Here is a 23,866-nt window from a genome sequence, read left to right as displayed (position 1 = left end):
TCCTTTTCCAAGTAAAAGAGTCGGGTATTGAATTCTTTTTAGCAAATGAACAGTCATTTGCAATACCTGATTAAAAAACTAAGATAATTAATAATTCTCCGCCGATTTCTGAGTTGCCAGAAGAAATGTCACAAAAATGAAGAAAAACATGCTTAGGTTGTGGTCAGAATCTATGCAACTTGGGGACACATCATGCATTTTCGTCATTTCTGGCACAGCCACATTTTTGGAAATTCTTCATCAAACACATTAATTGGAACCGAACGATCGGAGCATTTTTTTGGCTTTGGTGGGGATGACACTTTTATCGGTGGCGGCGGAAATGATCGTATTTTTGGCGGGCGTGGTTCGGATACAGTACAGCTTGATGGATCTGTTGCTGACTATGACATAATCAATCGCGGTGGGTGGTGGAACCCGATCACACGCATTGTATCGCGCGATGAAAATGGACATGTGGAATCAGTAACGCGTTTGCATTCCGTTGAATCGCTCTATTTTGCGGGTGATGATTATACATACCACCTTGATGGTACAAATAATGCGGTATTGGCGGGTGATGATACCGCATCTGTTTCCGAAGACGAAGTATTGACGTTGGATGCGGATGATTTGCTGGCAAATGACCAAGAATTTGATGGCGACACTATTGCAATTACAGGCGTATCTGCGACCAGTGCCGCAGGAGCAACCGTAACATTTGCAAATGGAATGGTGTCATATGATGCAGGTAATTTGTTCGATGCTCTTGGCGCTGGTGATGTTGCAACCGATACATTTACCTACAGCGTTGATGATGGTCATGGGGGTGTGGACACTGCAACCGTAACCGTGACGATAACAGGTGTGAATGACGGCCCTGTAATCGTCAGCGCTGATGCATTTGACATCGAAGAAAACCAATCAGGCACAGTTGCGAATGTTTTGGCCACTGATGTGGATGGGGATACCGTTACCTATGCCATTATTGGCGGTGCGGATGCGTCGCATTTTGCCATTGATGCACAAACCGGCGAGCTGATTTTTCTTACCCCTCAAGATTATGAAAACCCAAGTGATGCAGATTTTGATAACGTTTACGAAGTAACCGTAAGTGCAACAGATGATGCGGGTGCTATAACAACGCAAAACATAACCACAACCGTAACAGACGTTGATGAAACCCCAGTTGTTGATGCACGGATCAACGAAATTCATTACGACAACGTGGGTGCGGATGAGGGCGAATTTTTCGAAATTCGTACCAATGCAGGTGATGATGTTTCCGCCCTTGTGGTTGAATTATACAACGGATCAAACGGTACGGTTTATCAAACGGTTCAAGTTTCTGATCTGACCATGACCACAGATGGGCCATACGATTATTATGTTTGGGATGCCGGCAGCATACAAAATGGATCACCCGATGGTATAGCATTGTCAAATGCTGGCGAAGTGATTGAATTTATCAGTTACGAGGGAACGCTCACGGCCGTTGGGGGGATTGCTGACGGCATGACATCCACCGATATCGGGCATTCAGAATCTGGCAACACTGCAATCGGCGATTCATTGCAACGTGATGAAAACGGCAACTGGGAAGCACCACGCGCCAATACACAAGGTGGTGCGAATGATGCGATTATTGCGCCAACACTGGATGCTCGCGTTAACGAAATCCATTACGACAATGTGGGTGCGGATGAGGGCGAATTTTTCGAAATTCGCACCAATGCCGGGGATGATGTTTCCGCCCTTGTGGTTGAATTGTACAACGGATCAAACGGTACGGTATATCAAACGGTTCAGGTTTCTGATCTGACCATAATCACAGATGGGACATACGATTATTATATTTGGGATGCGGGTGGCATTCAAAATGGATCACCCGATGGAATCGCATTGTCAAATGCTGGCGAAGTGATTGAATTTATCAGTTACGAGGGAACGCTCACGGCCGTTGGTGGCACCGCTGACGGCATGACATCCACCGATATTGGGCAATCAGAACCAAGCGACACAGCCATTGGTGATTCACTGCAACGCAATGAAGACGGTACATGGGATGCACCACGCGCCAATACCCAAGGTGGCGATAATGCGGGCACATCGGCACCTGCTGTGGTGATTAATGAATTGGCCGTCAGTACATCGGGCACTGATTGGGAATTTGTTGAATTAACGGGTGATGCGGGATTGTCGCTTGATGGGTTTGCAATGCTTCAACTGGATGCATCAGGTGAAATTATCAGTGTCATAAACCTTGATGGGCAAAGCATTGGTGAAAATGGATATTTCTTGGCGGCGAGCGAACAGGCTGAAACTACATTTGGCGTAACGGGAAATATTACATTTGCGAATAATACGCTGAACAACGAACCATCCAGTTTTCTGTTGGTCGAAGGGTATGATGGCGTAACCAATTCGGGTGATTTGGATGTGGATGATGATGGTACACTGGATAGTCAACCTTTCACCAACATTGTTGATTCCGTTGCATTGGTAGAAAGCGATGGCGATCTGGTCTATTCCGACAATGTGGTTGGCCCCGATGGCACGTTTTTACCCGCAGGTGCGGTGCGCGATCCCGAAAGCATCGGTGAATTTGAAATCACCAGCTTTTCCGATAGCTCCACCTATACCCCAACAGCGGGAGATGTGATTAACCCAGAACCAACAGAAGCAACCCTTATTTCATCAATTCAGGGTTCCGGTGACGCCAGCTTTATGGTTGGGGAATATGTTTTGGTCTCGGCAGTTGTGACCTATGTCGTCAGCGACGGATTTTATGTGCAAGAAGAAGATGCGGATGCAGACGGTGATTTAAATACGTCTGAAGGATTGTTCATCTACACAGGTGGCGCGCCACTTGTCGAAACGGGTGATTTGGTGGAAACCATTGGTACGGTCACTGAATTTAACGGCCTGACCGAACTTACTAACGTGACCAGCACAATCGTGCTTTCAAGTGACAATACAATCCCCACCGCCGCACAGATTCAATTGTCGGGAAGTGCTTCCAATTTCGAAGCGGTCGAAGGCATGCATGTTTCTGTGACCAGCGGCAATGGCGAAGCATTGACGGTTATCGAAAACTTTAACCTTGATCGCTTTGGTGAAATCACCATCAGCGCAGGTGTGCAAACACAGCCAACGCAAATATATGATGCGCAAACCCAAGCGGATGAAATTGCGCAGCTTCAGGAAGAAAATGCCAATAATTCATTGCTAATTGACGATGGTGTATCGGGACAAAATCCCGATGAGTTTACATATATTCCCAATACCACTGGCGATAATGGAAATGGATATTTGGATAGTGGTGATACATTCGACGCTGGCAGTTCCACCATTCGATTAGGATCCGAAATCAACGAACCAGTTGAAGGCGTGATGACGTTCGGCTTTGGTGATTATCGCATGTTGGTGAATGGCACATTGAGCATTGACGAGGATACTAATACGGGCGCACGACAAGAAACCCCTGATGATGTCGGCGGCAATATCCAAGTGGCGAGTTTCAATGTGTTGAACTATTTCACAACATTCACTGGCGAAGGCGGATCAGGGCCGAATAACTTGTCCCCGCGTGGCGCTTCAAACCAAGAAGAATTCGATCGCCAATCCGAGAATATTGTGAATGCAATGAGCACGACAGGTGCCGAAGTGTTTGCATTGCAAGAATTGGAAAACAATGGGTTCGATACGAATTCGGCTATTTCAACTTTGGTTGATGAATTGAATATCGAAGCGAGTGCAACAGGCTCGGATGCCATTTTTGCATTTGTTGATCCCACCAATGGATCGGTGGACGGTTTCCTTGGAGATGATGCAATCACGACAGGAATTGTTTATGACAGCAATGCGGTGACGCTGGTCACATCAGATTATCTGGAATTTAGCGAAGATTCTGCCGCTGCCACATACGCGTTGGCCGAATTCTTGAACCAATACGTTTCCCCGTCGGATCAACTGGATGATTTACAACGAAACCGACCCGCGGTTGCAGCAACATTCACCGATAATCTAACAGGTGAAACATTCACAATTGTCAGCACACATTTCAAATCCAAAGGTGATAGTGGTCTGCAAGATTTGGCCGATGCGGTTCAATCGGCACTTGATGCGGGAACAATTCCCGCAGATCAGATTGACGCAGTTACAGATGCATTGAACGCGCTTTATGCGGATCCAAACTTTGATCAGGGGGATGGACAAGGTTTCTGGAACGGGGTGCGAACGGATGCTGCCAACGAAGTTGTGAATTGGATGGAAAATTCATACGCTGGAACCAGTGCGGATGGTGATTACCTGATACTGGGTGATTTTAACGCCTATGGTATGGAAGACCCCGTTCAAGCTGTGCGTGACCAAGCCGGGCTGGCCGATTTGATTGATCAATTCATTGGGCAAGAAGACGCATATAGCTATGTGTTTGACGGCCAACGCGGAACGCTGGATCAAGCATTCGCATCCAATACTATGGCGGATCAGGTCACAGGAATTACCGAATGGCATATCAATGCTGATGAACCCGATTTGTTGAATTATGACACCAGCTTTAACAATCCGGCGTTTTATAGCGATGATGTGTTTGCCGCATCGGATCATGATCCATTGATCATCGGTTTGGATTTGGGCGATCAGGTGATTGGGTAAATTATATGCAAGGGGTGGTGCAATTTGCACAGCCCCTTATGCACCAAAGACATCCAAAATTTGTGCGCGAAACCAAATATTCGCAGGATCATTATCGGTGACCTGATGCCAAATCATTTTCACGGCATGTTCGCCAAGGGGCACAGTGACGGGTAAGATTTGCGCCTGTTGTTCATCTTCCAAACTATGCGCATATTGTGTTGGCACAATCGCAACAACATCCATTTGATTTAACAATTGGGGCAAGGCACCAAAATGGCGTAGCCGTAGCACGATGTTATGTGCCAGATCGTTTTGTGCCAAAACATTTTCAATGTCATTTGCATATGTCGCGCTGGGCGCTGTCAATGCAATGGGTGCATTGCGAAGCGTTGGGAAATTATGTGGATCACTCCGCCATCCAATGACCGCTGAATATGTTTCGTGAAACAAAGTTTGCGAATGAATGCCTCGACCAGAGGGATTTAATATCCCGATGGCGATGTCACATTGGCGTTGTTCCAGTGCCATGTGCAAAGTGTTGCGCGTTGCGGCGATGTTGTACATTCGCAGTTTTGGCGCAAGGTTTGAAACGTGATGCGCCAAGCGTGGCAAAAACATCATTTCCCCCAAATCAGAAAGCGATAGTCGAAAAACTTCGCTGCTTTCTTGTGCAACGAAATCATTCTGTTGTTGCAATGCGGTTTCGATGCCACTCAAATTTTGACGTATAATCGGAAGTATTTTTTCGCAATAAACTGTTGGAATCATGCCATCGCGGCTTCGTAAAAATAACGGATCATCCAAAGATGCACGCAGGCGTGCCAATGCGTTGCTGGACGCGGGCTGGCTTAACCCAACAGCGGCACCTGCATTTGATACCGAACCGTGTTGATCGATAGCGAGCAACAAGCGCAAGAGATTCAGATCGATGTGATTTACATTTATTGAAATGGTGAATGTACCTTATTCAGCAATTAACTTTGACTTTAATTTACTTTCACGCGACCATCGGCGCAAGAATTAATCTGCAAAAGGTTCGCACGTGGAAAGATCATTCGCCAAGGAAATTGAAAGCCTGACACTGGGCGACGGGGAAACATTTTACGGCGAAGGTATCCTTGCCGTGACCAAGGCGTTGTTGCAATCTGGCGTTTCATACGTTGGCGGATACCAAGGTGCGCCCGTATCTCATTTGATCGACGTGATGGTTCAGGCAAAATCGGAAATGGCCGCGCTTGGTGTGCATGTGGAACCTTGCACGAACGAGGCATCGGCGGCGGCGATGCTGGGTGCATCAATTATGTATCCTGCACGCGGGGCGGTTACATGGAAATCTATCGTGGGCACCAATGTCGCCGCCGATGCATTGTCCAATTTGGCATCCCCAGGTGTGATTGGTGGTGCGCTAATTATCATCGGCGAAGATTACGGCGAAGGTGCCAGCGTTATTCAGGAGCGATCACATTCATATGCGATGAAATCTGGCCTATGGTTGATGGATCCGCGCCCTAATTTGGAAAGCATGGTTAATTGTGTTGAGCACGCGTTTGAATTGTCAGAGGCATCGAACACCCCTGTGATGATGGAAATGCGCATTCGTGCCTGCCATGTCCAAGGCAGCTTTGTCGCCAAGGATAATATCGCCCCCGAAATTTCGACAGAAAAACTGCTCGCAGAACCCGCACCACATAATTATGCGCAATTAGCCCATCCTCCTGTAACTTTTGCCCATGAAAAACGAAAATATGACGAACGTATGCCCGCAGCGCGTGAATATATCCGCAAACATAAATTGAATGATGTGCTGTCGGGTCGGCATGAAAATGTCGGGCTGATCGTGCAGGGCGGATTGTATAACGCATTGATCCGCGCACTGTGTGAAATGAGATTATCCGATGATCAGGGCAATTGTGACATCCCGATCATGGTGTTGAACGTAGTTTATCCGCTGGTGCCCGATGAAATCGTGGAATTTGCCATGGGCAAAGACGCAGTAGTTGTGATCGAAGAGGGCCAACCAGAATATATCGAATATGAAATCGGATCGATCCTGCGCCGCCATGATGTGAATACAAAATTGTCGGGCAAGGATGTATTGCCGATGGCGGGTGAATACACATCAGAGGTACTGATGGACGGTGTTGCCAAATTTCTGCGCCAATATTTACCGGCTGTTGGTAATCAACTGATCGATCAACAATACGAGGATGAGGTCGCACAGCTTCGCAAGGATGCAAAAAAACTGTTAGGCGAACCTGTGCCGCCACGCCCACCTGGGTTTTGCACAGGCTGCCCAGAACGCCCGTTTTTCGCAGCACTAAAATTAACCGAACGCGAAATTGGCAAGGTACATTATTCAGCCGACATAGGTTGTCATGCATTTGCAACATTTGCACCGTTTAATTTTGGCAACTCGATCCTTGGTTATGGTATGAGCCTTGCGTCCAATGCCAGCGTCAGTAGCTTTCAACAAAAACGATCTCTTGCGGTGATGGGCGATGGTGGGTTTTGGCATAATGGGTTGCTGTCTGGTGTCACGTCGCGATTGTTAAACGATGGCGATGGCGTTCTGGTGATTATGAAAAATGGCTATACCTCTGCCACGGGCACACAAGAGGTGATTTCATCACCTGATGCACCAATGAAATTGGCCGCCGCAGAACAAAGCGCAACCCATGGCGAAACCACGATCGAGGATGCATTGCGCGGGGTTGGGGTAAAATGGCAACGCACGGTGCATACCTATAGCGTAGCAAAAATGCGCGATACGTTACGCGAAGCATTTCAAACGCCGTTCAACGGGTTAAAAGTGATCGTCGCCGAAGGCGAATGCCAGTTGGAGCGCCAACGCCGCATTAAACCCATTCGCGCCAAAGCCTTAGCCAAGGGTGAGCGTGTATCGCGCACACGTTTTGGCATTGATGAAGAAACCTGTACCGGTGATCATTCGTGTATCCGTTTGTCAGGCTGTCCAACGCTTACGGTGAAAACATCATCCGATCCGTTGAAAACAGATCCCGTGGCACATGTCACCAACGGCTGTGTTGGTTGTGGATTATGTGGCGAAGTGGCCCATGCCGCAACCCTGTGTCCATCGTTTTGGCGTGCAGAGGTGATCAGCAATCCAAACCTTTTTGATCGCGTTCTGGCAAAGATACGCGGAGTTTTGACGGGGGTGCAATCGGCATGAATAATTCGGATAAAACATTGAGAATATTGATCGCAGCCCTTGGTGGACAGGGTGGTGGCACGTTGATGAACTGGATCGTAAGCGCGGCGCGTCAAAACGATTTTCATGTTCAGGCAACGTCGGTTCCAGGGGTTGCTCAACGCACAGGTTCAACCAGTTATTACATCGAAATTTCGCCCGATAAAAACACAGTGCTGGGACTGGTGCCGATGCCTGCGCGTGTGGATGTTGTGCTGTCGAGCGAGCTGATCGAAACGGCGCGTATGATGGATGCAGGGTTTGTTTCACCCAATCGTACGACGTTGATAACATCATCGAGCCGCGTGTTTTCAACGGCGGAAAAAATCAATTTGGGGGATGGCCGATTTGATGCATCCGCGGTGAAAGAAGCGGCGCAAGTTCTGGCCAAGACGTGCCATTCGTTGGATTTGGAACAGCTTGCGAATGACCATAAAACATTCATCAGTGCGACCATGTTTGGTGCATTGGCTGGTAGTGGTGTTTTGCCGTGGCCTGCGGATAAATCCCGCGCGATTTTGGAAACGGGGGGCAAAATATCGCCAAGTCTTGCAGGGTTTGATGCGACGCTTGCAGCATTGCAATTGGATGCACTTGTAAACGAGTTTGACGACGAAACAGAACAACCGTCCATAACATCCCTGTCTGGTTTTGAGGATTGCGCCCCAGCTTTGCGAGAGGTGATCACGCTTGGCTATGAACGCACAATCGATTTTCAGGATGCAGAATACGGCGCGTTATACCTGACACGGTGTAAACAGTTGATCGACGCTGCGCGATCCGATCACACCGCACAGGATGCATTAACCGAGGCATGCCGCCGATTGGCGCTGTGGATGGCGTATGAGGATACGGCGCGCGTTGCTGATTTAAAAACCCGCGCATCGCGTTTTGAAACCATTCGCAAAGAAGCGGAAATTAAAGATGGGCAAGTTTTTCGTATTACTGAATACCTAAAACCCCGCGCAGAAGAGATTGCAGATGTGATGCCGCGATGGATTGGTGAACGTATCATGAAACGGGCAACACGCGGTGGATGGTTTCCGTTTATTGGTCGCGGGATTTATATCCGATCAAATGGGATTGTGGGTTATTGGTTGTTGCGCACGATGGCGGCGTTCAAACATATCCGTCGAAAATCATTGCGATATCACGTTGAACAAGAAGCGATTGAAAATTGGCTTGCGAAGATGGCGCAAGCATTGCGTGATGCCCCCGATTTTGCGGGCGCCTTGGCGCAATTGCCCCGCGTTTTGAAAGGGTATTCAGACACGCAACAACGCGGCAAGCGCGCGTTTGATATGATCATGGCGGATATTGTTAAGCCCGCGATGGATGCTGATTTATCATCAAAAACGCCATCGCTTCGCGGGGCGATCGCGGCGGCTCTTGCCGATGAAAACCACAAATCGTTTGATCAATTTATGCAAACAGGCGAAATTGAAATTCAACCGCCAACCCTTGCCCGAAAGCCTGCTCATGCACATTAGCCGACGAAATGTTTTAATCGAATGGGGTGATTGTGATCCTGCGGGCATCGTGTTTTATCCGCGATATTTTGCGTGGTTTGATGCGTCCACCGCCAATCATTTTGCCAGTGTAGGATTGCTAAAACCAGAATTGATCGCGCGTTACGGTGTTGTTGGTTTTCCGATGGTTGATACACAAGGCAAATTTTACACCCCCTCAAAATTCGGGGATGAAGTTACCATTGAAACCACCATAACAGGATTTGGAAAATCAAGTTTTGATGTGCATCACCGGTTGTTGCGGGGTGATAAATTGGCGGTTGAAGGGTATGAAAAACGCGTTTTGGTGAAACGCGCTGATGATGGTGATGGGATAAAGTCGGTACAGGTTCCCGAAGAAATTCGCACACTTTTTCAGCGATAGGTGAATTTTTGGCATTAAATCGCAAACGTTTTGAATGTATAATGTGATCATTATTCATTCAAAGAGGTGCACCATGTCCAAGAATACCGAACCCAAACGCCCAATCGTATCATCACGCCATTTGGCACAGGGCGAGGGATGGGAAACATCTGAATTGGAATATGGTATGATCATCGCCTATAACGCGTTTAGCCGTTGGATGGTGCGTTGCATGTCGGCGGCGGGGCGTGTGGATTTAACGCCGCTCGAGATTTTGGTGCTGCATAATACCAATCACCGTGGGCGCGGCAAACGTTTGAATGACATTTGTTTCCTGTTGAATATCGAGGATACCCATACCGTTAATTACGCATTGCGCAAGTTGTTAAAAATGGAACTTTTGGTATCCGAAAAAATCGGCAAAGAGGTTTTTTACAACGTGTCTGATGCGGGTCAGGGCTTGTGCGAAAAATACCGAGAAATCCGCGAACGTTGTTTGTTGGATGGTTTAAGCAGCTTAAATATGTCAGGGGATGAAATGCGTAAAATTGCGGCTGATTTGCGCACATTATCGGGACAATATGAACAAGCTAGCCGCGCCGCTGCTTCGTTTTAGTTAGCCAGACATTGCATTTGGTAAGAATGTGACAATGGATGGGAATGCGGTGATCAAAGCCACACCCAACAGCAACAATAGGAAAAATGGGAATGCTGCCTTTGCGATGCGCAAAATGTTGATCCCCGTTAGTCCTTGGATAACGAAAAGGTTAAATCCAACGGGTGGTGTGATTTGGCTCATTTCCACCACAACCACGAGATAGATTCCGAACCACAGCGGATCGATTCCAACCTGTGCAACCATTGGCATGATGATAGAGGTGGTTAAAACCACAACGGAGATCCCGTCCAAAAAACATCCTAATATGATGAAGAACACAGTCAAAGCAGCGAGCAATGCATAAAGCGATAAATTCATGTCGCCAATCCACGCGGCAAGGTTGCGCGGCAATCCGGTGAACCCCATCGCGCTTGATAAAAACGCGGCACCAACAAGGATGAACGCAATCATACATGATGTGCGCGTGGCGGACATAACCGCATCCCAAATGAGTGATTTGGAAAACGAACCGGTTAGATATGCCAATAGGATTGAGAGAACGACGCCAAGTGCTGCGGCATCTGTGGGGGAAGCGAGCCCTGCATAAATTGACCCGATCACACCGATGATCAACAACGCCACGGGGATCAGGTTGCGCGATGCGCGCAATTTTTCACGTAGGCTAAATTTGATGTTATCTTTTGGGATCAGATCAGGATTTAAAAACGCACGAATGGCGACGTAGCCTGCGAAGAGGCTGATCAACAAAATACCAGGCAAGATGCCAGCCACGAATAATCGTGCAATGGATTGTTCTGTGGCCACGCCGTAAACGATTAAGATAATCGATGGCGGGATCAGCAACCCCAATGTGGCGGAACCTGCGAGTGTGCCCAAAATCAAGCCTTCTGGATATCCGCGTTCTTTGAGTTCCGGAACGGACATGCGCCCAATCGTGGCGGCGGTGGCAGCTGATGATCCCGATACGGCGGCGAAAATTGCGCAACCCAAAATGTTGACGTGCAACAATCGCCCCGGCAACCCACCAAGCCATGGGGCAAGCCCGCTAAACATATCTTGGCTTAGCCGCGATCGGAGCAATATTTCACCCATCAGGATGAATAATGGCAATGCGGTCAGCGACCAAGAATGGCTATGCCCCCAAAATGTGGTGGCCAAAACCAAACCAGAGGGTGCATTGGAGAAACATGTGATGGCAACCAGCCCGACAATGGCAAGCGACACCGCCACCCAAACACCCATTGCCAAAAGGCCAATCAATAACCCAAGAAGTGTCAGTGCGATAATTGGATCAGACATCTTACACCTCGTCCGCAGATGTTAAAATCGGCTCGCGTTTGCGCAAAAGCTCAACAAATGTATCGATCAGCGCGATCAATAAAATGATCAGACCAATCAAAACCACGCTTTGTGGAATGCCAAGTGGGATAGGGATAATACCAGATGATTTATCGCCGTAATGAATGCTTTCTTGGACCAGTTTGGCCATAAACCATGTGGCATAGCCCACCAATGATATTGAAATGATCAGGCTGATAGTTTCAAACAAAACTTGCAAATTTTTGGACATCGTTTGCATGATGAGGTTCACACGAATATGTCCGCCACTGCGCAACGTATGCGCCAAGGCAAGGAATGATGACGCTGCCAACATATAGCCCGAAAAATCTGCATATGACGGTATTGTTGTTGGCAAGATTTGACCAAACATCCGACCCAAGCCATTTAATAAAATTTGACAACTGATCAATACGCAAATTGCCAATATCAATACACCAGCAATCGCACCTGAAATATGGTATAAACCATCCAAAAATTTACGCATATCATCCCCTTTGATAACCGCCCCCGAAGGGGCGGCAGTGTTTATTGGTTATATGTCGCAATGATGGATTTTGCGGCATCTGATGCCTTAGCATTCCATGTTTCCAACATGGTGGCACCAATCGCCTGAAGGCCGGATTTCAATGCATCTGTTGGTGTAGAAATTGTCATGCCATTGTCGGCCATAACTGCCGTTTTTGCAGTTGCTTCTTCGGCGGACATTTCCCAACCGCGTGTTTCGGCGGCTTGTGCTGCATCCAGCACCGCTTGTTGAGTTTCGGCAGACAACCCATCAAACATACGTTTGTTTACAACAACAATGTTTTTTGGAACCCATGCGTCGATGGCGTTATAGTTGCTGACAAAATCCCACGCCTTGGAATTGGCGCCCGTCGATGGTGATGTGATCATCGCATCCACTTGGCCTGTGCTAAATGCTTGTGGAATGTCGGGTGCTTCCACTTGAACTGGGGCGGCGCCTGCAAGGGCTGCGAATTCTTCGAGGGCAGCGTTATATGCGCGAAACCGCAGGCCGTTTAGCTGTTCAACTGCCGTGATTTCATTCTTTGTGTAAAGCCCTTGTGCTGGCCATGGCACGGAAAACAAAGGCATCAAACCTTGTTCTGCCAAAAGCTCTGTAATCACTGGTTTTTGCGCAGACCATAGTTTTGCCGCATCTTCATATGATGTTGCCACAAATGGTTGGCTATCAACGCCATATGCCGCATCTTCATTTGACAGGGTCGAGAGGAAAAATTCACCCAGTGGTACTTGGCGTGAACGCACCGCGTTTTTGATTTCGCCATGTGGAAACAATGATCCGGCGGAATGGATGGTGATGTTCAGATCACCATTTGTGGCGGCACTTACGTCTTTTGCAAATTGCGAAATGTTTTGCGTGTGAAATGTTGAATCGCCATATGGCGTTGGCATATCCCAGTCTTCTGCGAATGCTGGCATGGCGAAAACAGCGCTGGCTGCAACGATTGTAAACTTGTTCATATCAGGCTCCCTTTTGAAAGATTTCGTCTTTTTGCGAATCTCTACGTTGACATTACGTTGTCATTTTGTCAGCGTAATGAAAATAAATCAACAATTTTCTAGATTCGGGGAAATGACATGTCTGGTACAGCAAATTCAAAATGGCAGTTTTGGGTCGATCGTGGTGGTACCTTCACAGATATTGTTGCGCGAAAGCCTGATGGGAAACTGGTTTCGCACAAATTGCTGTCTGAAAATCCCGAGCTTTATAAAGATGCTGCCGTGCAGGGCATTCGCGATATGCTGAGGCTTCTGCCCGCAGACGATATGCCAAAGGGAATGATTAGTGCGGTTAAGATGGGTACAACAGTTGCGACCAACGCATTGCTGGAACGCGACGGTGAAGATTTGTGTTTGTTTATCACCGCAGGGTTTCGCGACATGTTGCGAATTGGCTATCAAAATCGCCCGCGTTTGTTTGATCTTCATATTCAATTACCCGAGCTGTTGTACAAATCTGTTTGCGAGGTCGAAGAACGAGTGGATGCCAGTGGCAAGGTTTTAACACCCTTAAATTTGGATCGCGCTCGTGCAGATTTACAAGCCCAGTATGACGCAGGATTGCGCAGTGTTGCGATTGCTCTCATGCACAGTTACCTCAACCCAGATCATGAATTGGCCGTTGCCAAATTGGCGCGCGAAATCGGGTTTACGCAAATATCAGCAAGCCATGAAACATCGAAATTGATCAAGATTGTTGGGCGCGGTGACACAACCGTTGTTGATGCCTATCTATCACCAATTTTGCGGCGTTATGTCGAACAAGTTTCCGATGCGTTGGATGTGGAAAACGGTGGCTGTGATCGTCTGTTTTTTATGAAATCTGATGGTGGATTAACGCAAGCAAACCTGTTCCAAGGCAAAGATTCCATTTTATCAGGACCTGCGGGTGGTGTGATTGGCATGGTTTCCACGGCCGCCGATGCGGGGTTTGAAAAAATTATCGGATTTGACATGGGCGGCACATCCACCGATGTCTGCCATTATGCGGGTGATTTGGAACGATCATTTGAAACAGAGGTTGCGGGCGTGCGTATGCGCGCACCGATGATGGATATTCATACAGTTGCGGCCGGTGGTGGTTCCATTTTGGCATGGCGTGATGGGCGGTATCAGGTGGGGCCAGAATCCGCGGGTGCGAACCCTGGTCCTGCGTGTTATCGCCGTGGTGGCCCGCTGACGGTGACGGATTGTAACGTGTTGCTGGGGCGTTTGAACCCCGCGTATTTCCCCAAAGTTTTTGGTCCAAATGGTGATCAGGCGATGGATACGAAAATCGTTCGTCAAAAATTTGAACAATTGGCAAATGAAATTGCAGCCGATACTGGATCGGCTCCAAAATCCCCCGAAGAAACCGCCGAAGGTTTCTTGAAAATCGCCATTGAAAATATGGCGCATGCGGTGAAAAAAATCAGCGTAGAACGCGGCCATGATGTGACCGACTATACCCTTGTGTCATTTGGTGGTGCAGGGGGGCAGCATGCCTGTTTGGTTGCCGACGCATTGGGTATTCGCCGTGTGTTTATCCATCCGTTTGCTGGGGTTTTATCCGCGCTGGGCATGGGGCTTGCCGATGTGCGTGCATTGCACGAAGAACAGGCCGATTTATCCTTGGATGAATTGCCAACCGCCGTAAAACGCATTGCTGCATTGAAAGATCATGCAGTTGCCGAAATTCAGAAACAAGGTGTGCCCGAGGAACAGATTATCACCCAAGACACCTGTCATGTGCGATACGATGGATCACATCAAACCTTGCAAGTTCCGTTTGGTTCACGTGATGAAATTCAATCGACGTTCGAGGATGCACATAACGCACGGTTTGGTTTTATTTCACCGGATCGATTGATCAAAATTGACATGCTCACCGTCGAAGCCATTGGTGAAATGACTGACAAAGCAATGGTCGAAGATACACCAAAATCCACACAAGACCCTGAATTTGTGCCCGTGTTTTGTGATGAGAAATTACAAGATGCACCGCTGTTTGATCGCAATGCTCTGCAAAAGGATGATCGGGTATCTGGACCTGCGGTGATTACCGAACCAACGGGTACAAATTTCATCGTATCTGGTTGGCAGGCCGTAAAAGATGATCTGGGAAATTTAATTATCACCCGCGTCAAAGATCGCGTAAGTGAACATGCCATTGGCACCACGGCTGATCCTGTGATGTTAGAGGTATTTAATAACCTGTTTATGTCCATCGCCGAACAAATGGGAACGACACTGGCGCACACAGCATATTCCGTGAATATTCGCGAGCGGTTAGATTTTTCCTGTGCGTTGTTCGATGCAACGGGTGATCTGGTGGCAAATGCGCCCCACGTCCCCGTGCATTTGGGATCAATGGGGGAAAGTGTCCGTACAGTTATTCGTCTGAACACAGGCAAAATGAAACCGGGCGATAGCTATATGTTAAATGCGCCATTTAATGGTGGCACGCATTTGCCTGATGTCACCGTGATCACGCCCGTGTTCAATCGCGGTGGCGATGACATTCTGTTTTACGTTGGATCACGTGGGCATCACGCCGATATTGGTGGGCGAACCCCAGGATCTGCGCCACCTGACAGCACCCATATCGAAGAAGAAGGTGTCGTGATCGACAATTTTAAGCTGGTTGAAAATGGGCGGATGTTGATTGATGAAACACGCGCTGTTCTGGCATCTGGGCGCTATCCTTGCCGTAACATCGATCAAAACATTGCGGATCTAGAGGCGCAGATCGCGGCGAATACCACGGGTATCAACGAAGTCTATCGTATGATTGATAACTTTGGTGTAGATACGGTGTTGGCCTACATGAAACACGTGCAAAATAACGCCGAAGCATCCGTGCGTCGCGTCATTGGTGAATTGAAAGACGGATCATTTGACTATCCTCTGGATCACGGTGCGCATATAAAAGTGTCCATCAAAGTTGACCAAAAAAATGGTCGTGCAATCGTCGATTTTACCGGCACTTCAGATCAACACAGCGGGAATTACAACGCGCCCTTGTCTATTTGTCATGCGGTGGTTTTATATGTTTTTCGCACATTGGTCGGCAAAGATATCCCAATGAACGAGGGTTGCTTGAAGCCCATCGACATTATTGCGCCATCGGGTTCTATGATTAACCCCGTTTCCCCCGCCGCCGTGATTTCAGGGAATACAGAGGTCAGTCAAGCCATTGCCGATTGCATGTATGGTGCACTTGGCGTGTTGGCGGGAAGCCAAGGAACGATGAACAACTTTGTCTGGGGAAATGAGGCATTTCAAAATTATGAAACCATCGCGGGGGGCACTGGTGCTGGCAATGGGTTTGATGGTGCAGATGCGGTGCATTCGCATATGACCAACACCTTGATGACCGATCCAGAGGTACTGGAAACACGGTTCCCCGTTCGCGTCGAAGAATTTTCCATTCGCAAAAATTCTGGTGGTGATGGGCGTTGGCATGGCGGTAATGGTCTAACGCGGCGATTGCGTTTCTTGGACGATGTAACTGTCACCACGTTGTGTTCACATCGCATTGAACAACCGTTTGGTGCACATGGCGGGCAAAACGGTGGGATTGGCGAAAACCGTGTGATTCGATCATCGGGTGAAGTCGAAGAATTACAAGGCAACGATATCGCGCAATTGAATTCTGGCGACATGTTTGAGATGAAAACACCCGGTGGCGGTGGCTTTGGAAAATTGCCTTAGCCATTGTTTTAGATTGAATATTACTTTTGATCCAACCTTGGGGTGGTAATTTTTATCGCATGGGCGTAAGGGCGTAAAAAACCCCTATTGCTATATGATTGGTATGTTCCATGCGATACCCCGATCCGTTTCCCGCACGTCAATGGCTTGGCCAAGTGACTGGTGCAACCCTGCGCGCAGATGCATTTGCTGGCTTTACCAATGCCGCGATTGTTTTGCCCCAAGGTGTTGCATTTGCCACCATTGCTGGATTGCCAGCGGAATATGGGTTGTACACGGCCATGATAACTGCAGTGGTTGCAGCCATGTTTGGATCATCCATGGTGATGATTTCAGGGCCAACCACGGCAATTTCTGCGGTTCTGTTCGCAACGATCAGCGATATCGCAGCGCCAGGTTCCGCGCGGTACATCGAACTGGCATTGATGATGACCATCCTTGTTGGGTTGTTTCAAATTGCGGGGGGTATTGGACGGCTTGGTGGGTTGGTTTCGTTTGTGTCCCATTCGGTGATGACAGCGTTCACCGCCGCCGCCGCACTGTTAATCGGGGTAAGCCAACTTGCAGGGGCATTTGGTGTACATGTCGAGCGCGGTGGCAATGTTGTAGAACGCATTTATCGGTTGTTTGAAAATATTGGGACGATCAATTCTTATGCGGTGCTGATTTCGTTGGGAACTTTGACGATTGCGATCTTGTCCCAAAAAATCGCGCCTAAACTACCGGGTTTTTTGATTGCATTATTGGCGGGATCATTTGCAGCCTATGCACTGGATGCAGCGGCGCATGGCGTTCATATGATTGGGGCGCTGCCTGCGATTGTACCAAGCCTGAACCCACCCACCAGCGTCATTGGAGAAATTGGTGTTTTGGCACCAGGTGCGGCCGCGATTGCATTGGTTGGCTTGCTTGAAGCGATTTCAATTGGTCGCGCATTTGCGGTGCGGCGCAAAGAAAATTTTGATGCCAACCAAGAAATGATTGGTCAGGGCATGTCCAATTTTATTGGCGGATTTTTTCAATGTTACGCGGGATCGGGTTCATTCACCCGAAGTGGGGTTAATGCAACTGCTGGCGCGATGACGCCGTTGTCGGGCGTGTTTGCCAGCGTGTTTTTGTTACTTATCTTATTGTTCACCGCCCAATTGGTTGCGTTTATTCCAACCCCAGCGATGGCGGGTTTGATCCTGTTTGTGGCGTGGAAATTGATTGACGTGCATGAAATCAAACACATTATCGAAACCAAAAGCGCGGAAACAGTGATCTTGTTACTCACACTTGGTGCGGGATTGTTGATTGAACTGGATTTTGCGATCTACGTTGGTGTGATCGCGTCATTGGCAGTATTTGTCTATGAATCAGCGCGTCCCGATTTAACAATCACGGCACCGATGGTTGCGGCAAATGGTGATCGCAAATTTCGCGATGCCGTGAAAAATGATTTGGAACAATGCCCACAATTGGTCAGCCTAAGCATTGATGGCCCGCTTTATTTTGGTTCTGTGGAACATGTTGAAAAACGTTTGAAACGTATTCGCCGTCGCAATCCGCGCCAGATCAATATGGTGCTGTACCTCAAGGGGGGTGCCAAGGTGGATTTGGCCGGTGCAGATTTGTTGATCAGCATCATTCGTGAAATCAAATCTGTGGGTGGATCATTTCGCATCGTTGCCAATGTGCAAACCTTGATTGACAGTTTGGAACGCTTGCATGTGATTGATGAATTGGGTGCAAAAAATCTGTTCCATTCCAAGGGCGAGGCCGTAGCTGACGCTATGCGTGATTTTAATTTGCGGGTTTGCAAGGCTTGTATTCGCGATGTGTTTCGCGAATGCGATCGTCTGCGCGATACGGAATTGGAAACAGATCGTTAACCAAAGGGTGGCGTGGGGTATCCTACTTCTGCCAGATACAATCCCTGTGGTGGGCTAACAGGGCCACAGGCCGCGCGATCCGCGGCATTAAGAGCGGATTTCACATCGTCAGGGTGCCACGATCCAGCGCCCACGCGTTCCAATGTTCCGACAAAGCTGCGCACTTGATTATGCAAAAAGCTGCGCGCACGAACATGAAAGCGATATTCAATTGCACCATCAAGCTGGATTTCTTGGATATCCAATTGATCTAACGTTTTAACGGGGCTTTGCGCTTGGCACATCACCGATCGAAACGTTGTAAAATCATGTTGCCCGATCAAATGATTTGCACCCTTTTGCATCGCATCCGCATCAAGTGGGTTATTCACTTGCCATACCAATCCAGCATCAAACACCGTGGGTGCGCGACGTGCAACGATGCGAAACAGATAGCGCCGTTCAATCGCGCTAAACCGTGCGTGAAATTCGTCGTCAACCGCTGCACAATTTGTAATCGCAATTGGATTTGGTTTTAGGTGGTAATTCAATGCCTCTGACAAACGAAACGCATCCCACTTTTTTGTCAGGTCAACATGTGCCACCTGACCAGATGCATGAACACCCGCATCGGTGCGCCCCGCGCCATAAATTGGGCCGCAATCGGGTTCCAATTTTTGCAAGGCTTCCTCAATAACTTGTTGCACACCTAAATGTTGTTTCTGGCGTTGCCAGCCAACAAACGGTGCACCGTGGTATTCAATTTTCAAGGCATATCTGGGCATGCCCCCGCGATACAATGCAATTGCGCGAATGCCAATACCCCTATGAAAAAGCGATCATGAACACTAGATATAAATCAAGATACAAAGGAACCTGAATTTTGGTCATTGGAAATATCGTTGATAATATTACGCGCATGGCGGAAACGGCGGCGGATGGGGTGAATGAAACGCTTTTCGAACCGGTTATTCGTCTTGGCGTAACCGGTTTGTCGCGATCAGGGAAAACAGTGTTTATCACATCACTGGTTGCCAATTTGTTGGATCGCGGGCGGATGCCACAATTTGGTGCCGCTGCGCAGGGAAAAATTATCGCCGCATTTTTGCAACCTCAACCTGATGATACGATCCCACGTTTTGATTATGAAACGCATTTGGCGGCGATGACGGGTAAAAACCCACACTGGCCCAAATCCACACGTTCGATTAGTCAATTGCGTCTGTCTTTGCGCGTGCAACCATCGGGAATAATTTCAGGTCTTCGCAGCCCACGCACAGTGCATATCGATATTGTTGATTACCCCGGTGAATGGCTGCTTGATTTGCCGCTTCTTGATCAAGATTTTGCGCAATGGTCGGCACAGGCCATCGCACTGGCCAACATGGGAAAACGCGCTGAACTTGCCGCGAATTGGTTTGCGCAAATGAAAGATGTTGATGTGGATGCGCGGCTTGACGAAACCGTGGCGCAAAAACTGGCCAAGAGTTTTACAAGCTATTTGATAACAAGTCGCGAAGCAGGATTTTCAGCATGTGCACCAGGACGTTTTTTGATGCCAGGTGATTTGCAGGGATCACCGGTTTTAACATTCGCTCCATTGCCAATTGGAACGGGAAAACGCGGGTCACTTTATCGCGAATTTGCGCGTCGTTTTGAGGCATATAAAACCAAAATCATACGCCCCTTTTTCAAAGATCACTTTGCCCGCATCGATCGCCAAGTTGTGTTGGTGGATGCATTGGGCGCAATCCATTCAGGGCCGCAGGCGGTGAATGATTTGCGCAATGCAATGGTGGATATCCTGTCATGTTATCGTCTAGGGCAAAATGGATTGTTTGCGCCATTGTTTGGCAAAAAGGTCGAGAAAATTCTGTTTGCCGCGACCAAGGCCGATCACTTGCATCACAAACAACATAACGCGCTGAGCAATATCATGCAGGCATTGTTGCGCGATGCCAAAGATCGCGCAGAGATTAAATCGGTGAACACCGCTGCAATGGCAATTGCCAGTTTGCGCACAACGGTTGAAGAAACCATTCAACATGATGGCGAAACACTGGATTGTGTGCGTGGCACATTATTAGACACCGGAAAACAAGCGGTGATGTATCCCGGTGAATTGCCCGAAGATCCAATGGACATTGTTTCTATTGCAAAACAAGGTGCCACCGATTGGCTGGATAATGACTATGCAATTATGCGATTTGCACCTGCGGATATAACGTTAAAAGCGGGCGATGGACCACCCCATATTCGTCTGGATAAGGCAGCGGAATTTTTAGTCGGGGATCGTTTGATATGAGTAAGAAACAACCGATTGTCATCGAATTGGATGATGCCCCTAAGAAATCAAAGCGTGCCACGCCTAAAACAAAAGCGGTGACACGCGATGCCCCAATGTCCCCCGCCGACGCCCCCGCCATCATTGATGCACCGATAAGCGGGGATGCGATGCAAGCAGTTACGCAAATCGCGACAAGTCGACCATCACGATTGTTGCGTTTTTTCGGCTGGGCGGCGTTTACTTTGCTTGGTTTGGTTATATCGATTGCATTTTGGGATTTCACATCCAATTTAATGGCGCGCAATATTTGGCTTGGACGTATTGCGTTAGGGTTGATCGCGGCCATGATTTTGGCCTGTGTTTTGGTTGTTTTGCGTGAATTAGGCGCAATGGCACGTTTACGTAAAATCGATGATTTGCGGGAGAAAAGCGAACAAATATATGCACAAGGCGATCTTGCGGCCGCGAAAAAACACAGTGAAAAAATCGTGACGCTTTTGAAAGGGCGCGATGAAATTCGCTGGGCGCTGGTGGAATATCGCGAACATTCAGATGATCAATTCGACACCGCATCACAAATGCATTTTGCTGAAAATACATTGTTGCTTCCGTTGGATCAACTTGCACAAAAAGAAATCGAATCCGCCGCTCGTCAAGTGGCAACAGCAACCGCAATGATACCTCTTGCACTGGCGGATGTTGTTATCGCGCTCACTGCAAATGTGCGTATGATCCGACGTATCGCGCAAGTTTATGGGGGCCGAACCGGTACATTTGGCGCATGGCGTTTGATGAAGGCGGTTGCCACACATTTGGTTGCAACAGGTGCTGTTGCGATTGGGGATGATATGATAGGCTCTATCGCAGGTGGTGGTGTTTTGTCCAAGCTGTCACGCCGATTTGGCGAGGGTGTTGTGAATGGTGCGCTGACCGCCCGCGTTGGCATCGCCGCGATGGAAGTTTGCCGCCCAATGCCATTTGTTGCGCTCAAACGTCCAACTGTTACGGCATTGATGAAAAATGCGCTGACAGGGTTTTTTGGTGCCACACGATGACAAAGGTACTGGTTCTTGGAGCGTATGGATTGATTGGTGCAGAAGTGTTTCGTGCGATTGTTAGTGCAGGGTATCAGGCTATCGGTTTTGGAAGGAATGAATTCAGTGCAAATCGTGTTTTGCCATATGCTCAATGGCGTTTTGGTGATTTGCAAGAATTGTTGACAGCGGATGATTGGCAAACATATCTCCAAGATATAACGCATGTAGTGAATTGCGCGGGTGCATTGCAGGACGGAGCGAGCACCGATTTAGATTTAATTCATGCGAAATCAATCACGGCTTTGGCCGATGTCTGTGCAAAAATGGACATTGGATTAATACAAATTTCAGCTGTTGGAGCAAATTTGGATGCAACAACGGAATTTATGCGTAGCAAGGCGCGCGGCGACATAGCTATTCAACAATCAGCGACACGATACTGGATTATACGCCCTGGGTTGGTAATCGCTAAGTCGGCTTTTGGTGGCACGCAACTGATCCGTATGTTAGCGAGCGTTCCTTGGGTTCAGCCAATGGCATTGGCTGATAGCCGAATTCAAATAACAAATGTACGCGATATATCGCAATTTGTTATTCACGTGTTGGAAGAAAAAGTTCAAGCCAATCAGGTAGTCGATCTGGTAGCGCATGAAAAGCTTACTTTGGCAGATATTGTAGTGCAACATCGTGCTTGGCTTGGATTGAAGCCAGCAATTTTAACGATGAACCTTCCTAGCCGCGCCATATCTTGGGTTGCGAAAGGTGCAGATACATTAAGCCGATTGGGGTGGCGATCACCGCTGCGTAGCACTGCAATTCAAGTTTTATCACAAGGGATCATTGCAACGCCGCACAATATTCAAGGGGTTCAATCAAGATCACTTCGCGAAACTTTGGGTGAAATCCCTGCATATAGCGAAGATAGGCTTGCTGCACGAATGGCAATATTAATGCCAGTCGCAGTTGCGATCTTGAGCATTTTTTGGCTTATTTCTGGTGTCATAGGAATGCTGCGCTTAGAGCAAGCAGCGATCGTTTTAACGGATATTGGTTGGACAGGTTGGTTCGCGCGTGCGAGCGTTATCTTTTGGGCGATATTTGATATTGCGCTTGGGGCGGGAATATTGATTCGACGGTTTGCAAAATTAGCATGTGTTGGAATGGTTTGCTTGTCTTTGTTTTACCTCGTGGCAACAACGATTTTCGTACCTCATTTGTGGTTAGATCCCCTTGGCCCAATGATCAAAGTTCTCCCAAGTATTGTTTTGGCGATGATTGTTCGCGTTATGTTGGAGGAACGCTAATGGACTATGCGATGATCCTGCGCTTCATCCATGTATTGGGTGCGATAACTTTGATGGGAACTGGTGCAGGAATTGCCTTCTTCATGTTGATGGCACACCGCACGCATGATGCAAAACTTATAGCACATACAGCGGCAATCGTTGTGATTGCAGATACAATTTTCACAGCAACGGCTGCAATTGTACAACCCATAAGCGGTTACTTACTTGCCAAAGAAACCGGATGGTTTCTCAACGAAGGTTGGCTGTTGTTGTCGATTTTTTTATATATATTCGTGGGGATTTTTTGGCTTCCGGTGGTTTGGATTCAAATTCAATTGCGAAATTTCGCAAGAGAATCTGTTTATAAAAATATTGGATTAACGCATGAATATTATCGGCTGTTTCGGTTGTGGTTTATTGCTGGATTCCCTGCATTTGGTGCGATGTTGGTTATCATTTGGTTGATGCTTGTACGCCCGGACCTACAGCTTTTTTGATGAATAACAGTCATCTCAATTCGATGATG

The 23,866-nt window shown here is 47.9% G+C and carries 16 protein-coding genes; 11 read left to right on the top strand and 5 right to left on the bottom strand.

The window, feature by feature from the left end:
- The first annotated feature begins 192 nt into the window (after positions 1–192).
- Positions 193–4,638 (top strand): ExeM/NucH family extracellular endonuclease, encoded by a 4,446-nt coding sequence (locus tag BFP76_RS02435; RefSeq protein WP_099591596.1) that lies wholly within the window; start codon positions 193–195, stop codon positions 4,636–4,638.
- A 36-nt stretch (positions 4,639–4,674) separates the two neighbouring features.
- Here BFP76_RS02435 and BFP76_RS02430 read toward each other — a convergent pair whose 3' ends face one another.
- The gene (locus tag BFP76_RS02430) at positions 4,675–5,535 is read right to left on the bottom strand and encodes a LysR family transcriptional regulator (protein WP_099591595.1); all 861 of its coding nucleotides are present in this window, start codon (positions 5,533–5,535) and stop codon (positions 4,675–4,677) included.
- Positions 5,536–5,662: 127 nt separating this feature from the next.
- On the opposite strand from BFP76_RS02430, the gene BFP76_RS02425 reads away from it, so the two are divergent.
- The 4 genes from BFP76_RS02425 (at position 5,663) to BFP76_RS02410 (ending at position 10,316) form a co-directional block, all read left to right on the top strand.
- Entirely contained in the window at positions 5,663–7,810 is a 2,148-nt protein-coding gene (locus BFP76_RS02425) for a thiamine pyrophosphate-dependent enzyme (protein ID WP_099591594.1), read from the top strand.
- A complete protein-coding gene (locus tag BFP76_RS02420; protein ID WP_099591593.1) occupies positions 7,807–9,318 on the top strand; it encodes an indolepyruvate oxidoreductase subunit beta family protein in 1,512 nt (503 codons plus the stop codon). Before BFP76_RS02425 ends, BFP76_RS02420 begins: the two co-directional genes overlap by 4 nt.
- A complete protein-coding gene (locus BFP76_RS02415; protein ID WP_099591592.1) occupies positions 9,308–9,721 on the top strand; it encodes an acyl-CoA thioesterase in 414 nt (137 codons plus the stop codon). Before BFP76_RS02420 ends, BFP76_RS02415 begins: the two co-directional genes overlap by 11 nt.
- A gap of 73 nt (positions 9,722–9,794) precedes the next feature.
- Positions 9,795–10,316, top strand: a complete 522-nt coding sequence (locus BFP76_RS02410) for a winged helix DNA-binding protein (protein WP_099591591.1) — start codon at positions 9,795–9,797, stop codon at positions 10,314–10,316.
- Here BFP76_RS02410 and BFP76_RS02405 read toward each other — a convergent pair whose 3' ends face one another.
- Genes BFP76_RS02405 through BFP76_RS02395 form a run of 3 tightly spaced genes read right to left on the bottom strand, consistent with a single transcriptional unit; the run spans position 10,317 to position 13,145 of the window.
- A complete protein-coding gene (locus BFP76_RS02405) occupies positions 10,317–11,618 on the bottom strand; it encodes a TRAP transporter large permease (RefSeq protein ID WP_099591590.1) in 1,302 nt (433 codons plus the stop codon).
- A 1-nt stretch (position 11,619) separates the two neighbouring features.
- Entirely contained in the window at positions 11,620–12,144 is a 525-nt protein-coding gene (locus BFP76_RS02400) for a TRAP transporter small permease (protein ID WP_099591589.1), read from the bottom strand.
- Positions 12,145–12,185: 41 nt separating this feature from the next.
- The gene (locus BFP76_RS02395; protein ID WP_099591588.1) at positions 12,186–13,145 is read right to left on the bottom strand and encodes a TRAP transporter substrate-binding protein; all 960 of its coding nucleotides are present in this window, start codon (positions 13,143–13,145) and stop codon (positions 12,186–12,188) included.
- A 117-nt stretch (positions 13,146–13,262) separates the two neighbouring features.
- Here BFP76_RS02395 and BFP76_RS02390 point away from each other — a divergent pair, with 117 nt between their 5' ends.
- Positions 13,263–16,877: a hydantoinase B/oxoprolinase family protein gene (locus tag BFP76_RS02390; protein ID WP_099591587.1), complete on the top strand. Its 3,615-nt coding sequence runs from the start codon at positions 13,263–13,265 to the stop codon at positions 16,875–16,877.
- A gap of 110 nt (positions 16,878–16,987) precedes the next feature.
- A complete protein-coding gene (locus BFP76_RS02385; RefSeq protein WP_099591586.1) occupies positions 16,988–18,751 on the top strand; it encodes a SulP family inorganic anion transporter in 1,764 nt (587 codons plus the stop codon).
- On the opposite strand, the gene truA is transcribed toward BFP76_RS02385, so the two are convergent.
- A complete protein-coding gene (gene truA, locus BFP76_RS02380; RefSeq protein ID WP_099591585.1) occupies positions 18,748–19,515 on the bottom strand; it encodes a tRNA pseudouridine(38-40) synthase TruA in 768 nt (255 codons plus the stop codon). The two genes, BFP76_RS02385 and truA, sit on opposite strands and share 4 nt — an antisense overlap.
- 98 nt (positions 19,516–19,613) lie before the next feature.
- On the opposite strand from truA, the gene BFP76_RS02375 reads away from it, so the two are divergent.
- From BFP76_RS02375 to BFP76_RS02360, 4 genes are read left to right on the top strand one after another with little or no spacing between them, the layout of a single operon-like run.
- On the top strand, positions 19,614–21,035 hold the full coding sequence (locus BFP76_RS02375; RefSeq protein WP_240513965.1) for a YcjX family GTP-binding protein: 1,422 nt from the start codon (positions 19,614–19,616) through the stop codon (positions 21,033–21,035).
- Positions 21,032–22,072 (top strand): YcjF family protein, encoded by a 1,041-nt coding sequence (locus BFP76_RS02370; protein ID WP_099591584.1) that lies wholly within the window; start codon positions 21,032–21,034, stop codon positions 22,070–22,072. The genes BFP76_RS02375 and BFP76_RS02370 overlap by 4 nt, the downstream gene beginning before the upstream one ends.
- Complete coding sequence (locus BFP76_RS02365; protein WP_099591583.1) at positions 22,069–23,358, top strand: SDR family oxidoreductase; 1,290 nt, start codon at positions 22,069–22,071, stop codon at positions 23,356–23,358. The genes BFP76_RS02370 and BFP76_RS02365 overlap by 4 nt, the downstream gene beginning before the upstream one ends.
- Entirely contained in the window at positions 23,358–23,837 is a 480-nt protein-coding gene (locus BFP76_RS02360) for a DUF2269 family protein (RefSeq protein ID WP_099591582.1), read from the top strand. The genes BFP76_RS02365 and BFP76_RS02360 overlap by 1 nt, the downstream gene beginning before the upstream one ends.
- Positions 23,838–23,866: the final 29 nt, after the last annotated feature.

The sequence above is a fragment of the Paramylibacter kogurei genome (assembly GCF_002742285.1).
GTDB lineage: Bacteria > Pseudomonadota > Alphaproteobacteria > Rhodobacterales > Rhodobacteraceae > Amylibacter > Amylibacter kogurei.
The sequence above is the reverse complement of the archived record's forward strand: the minus strand, read 5'-3'. Positions and strand labels throughout refer to the sequence as shown.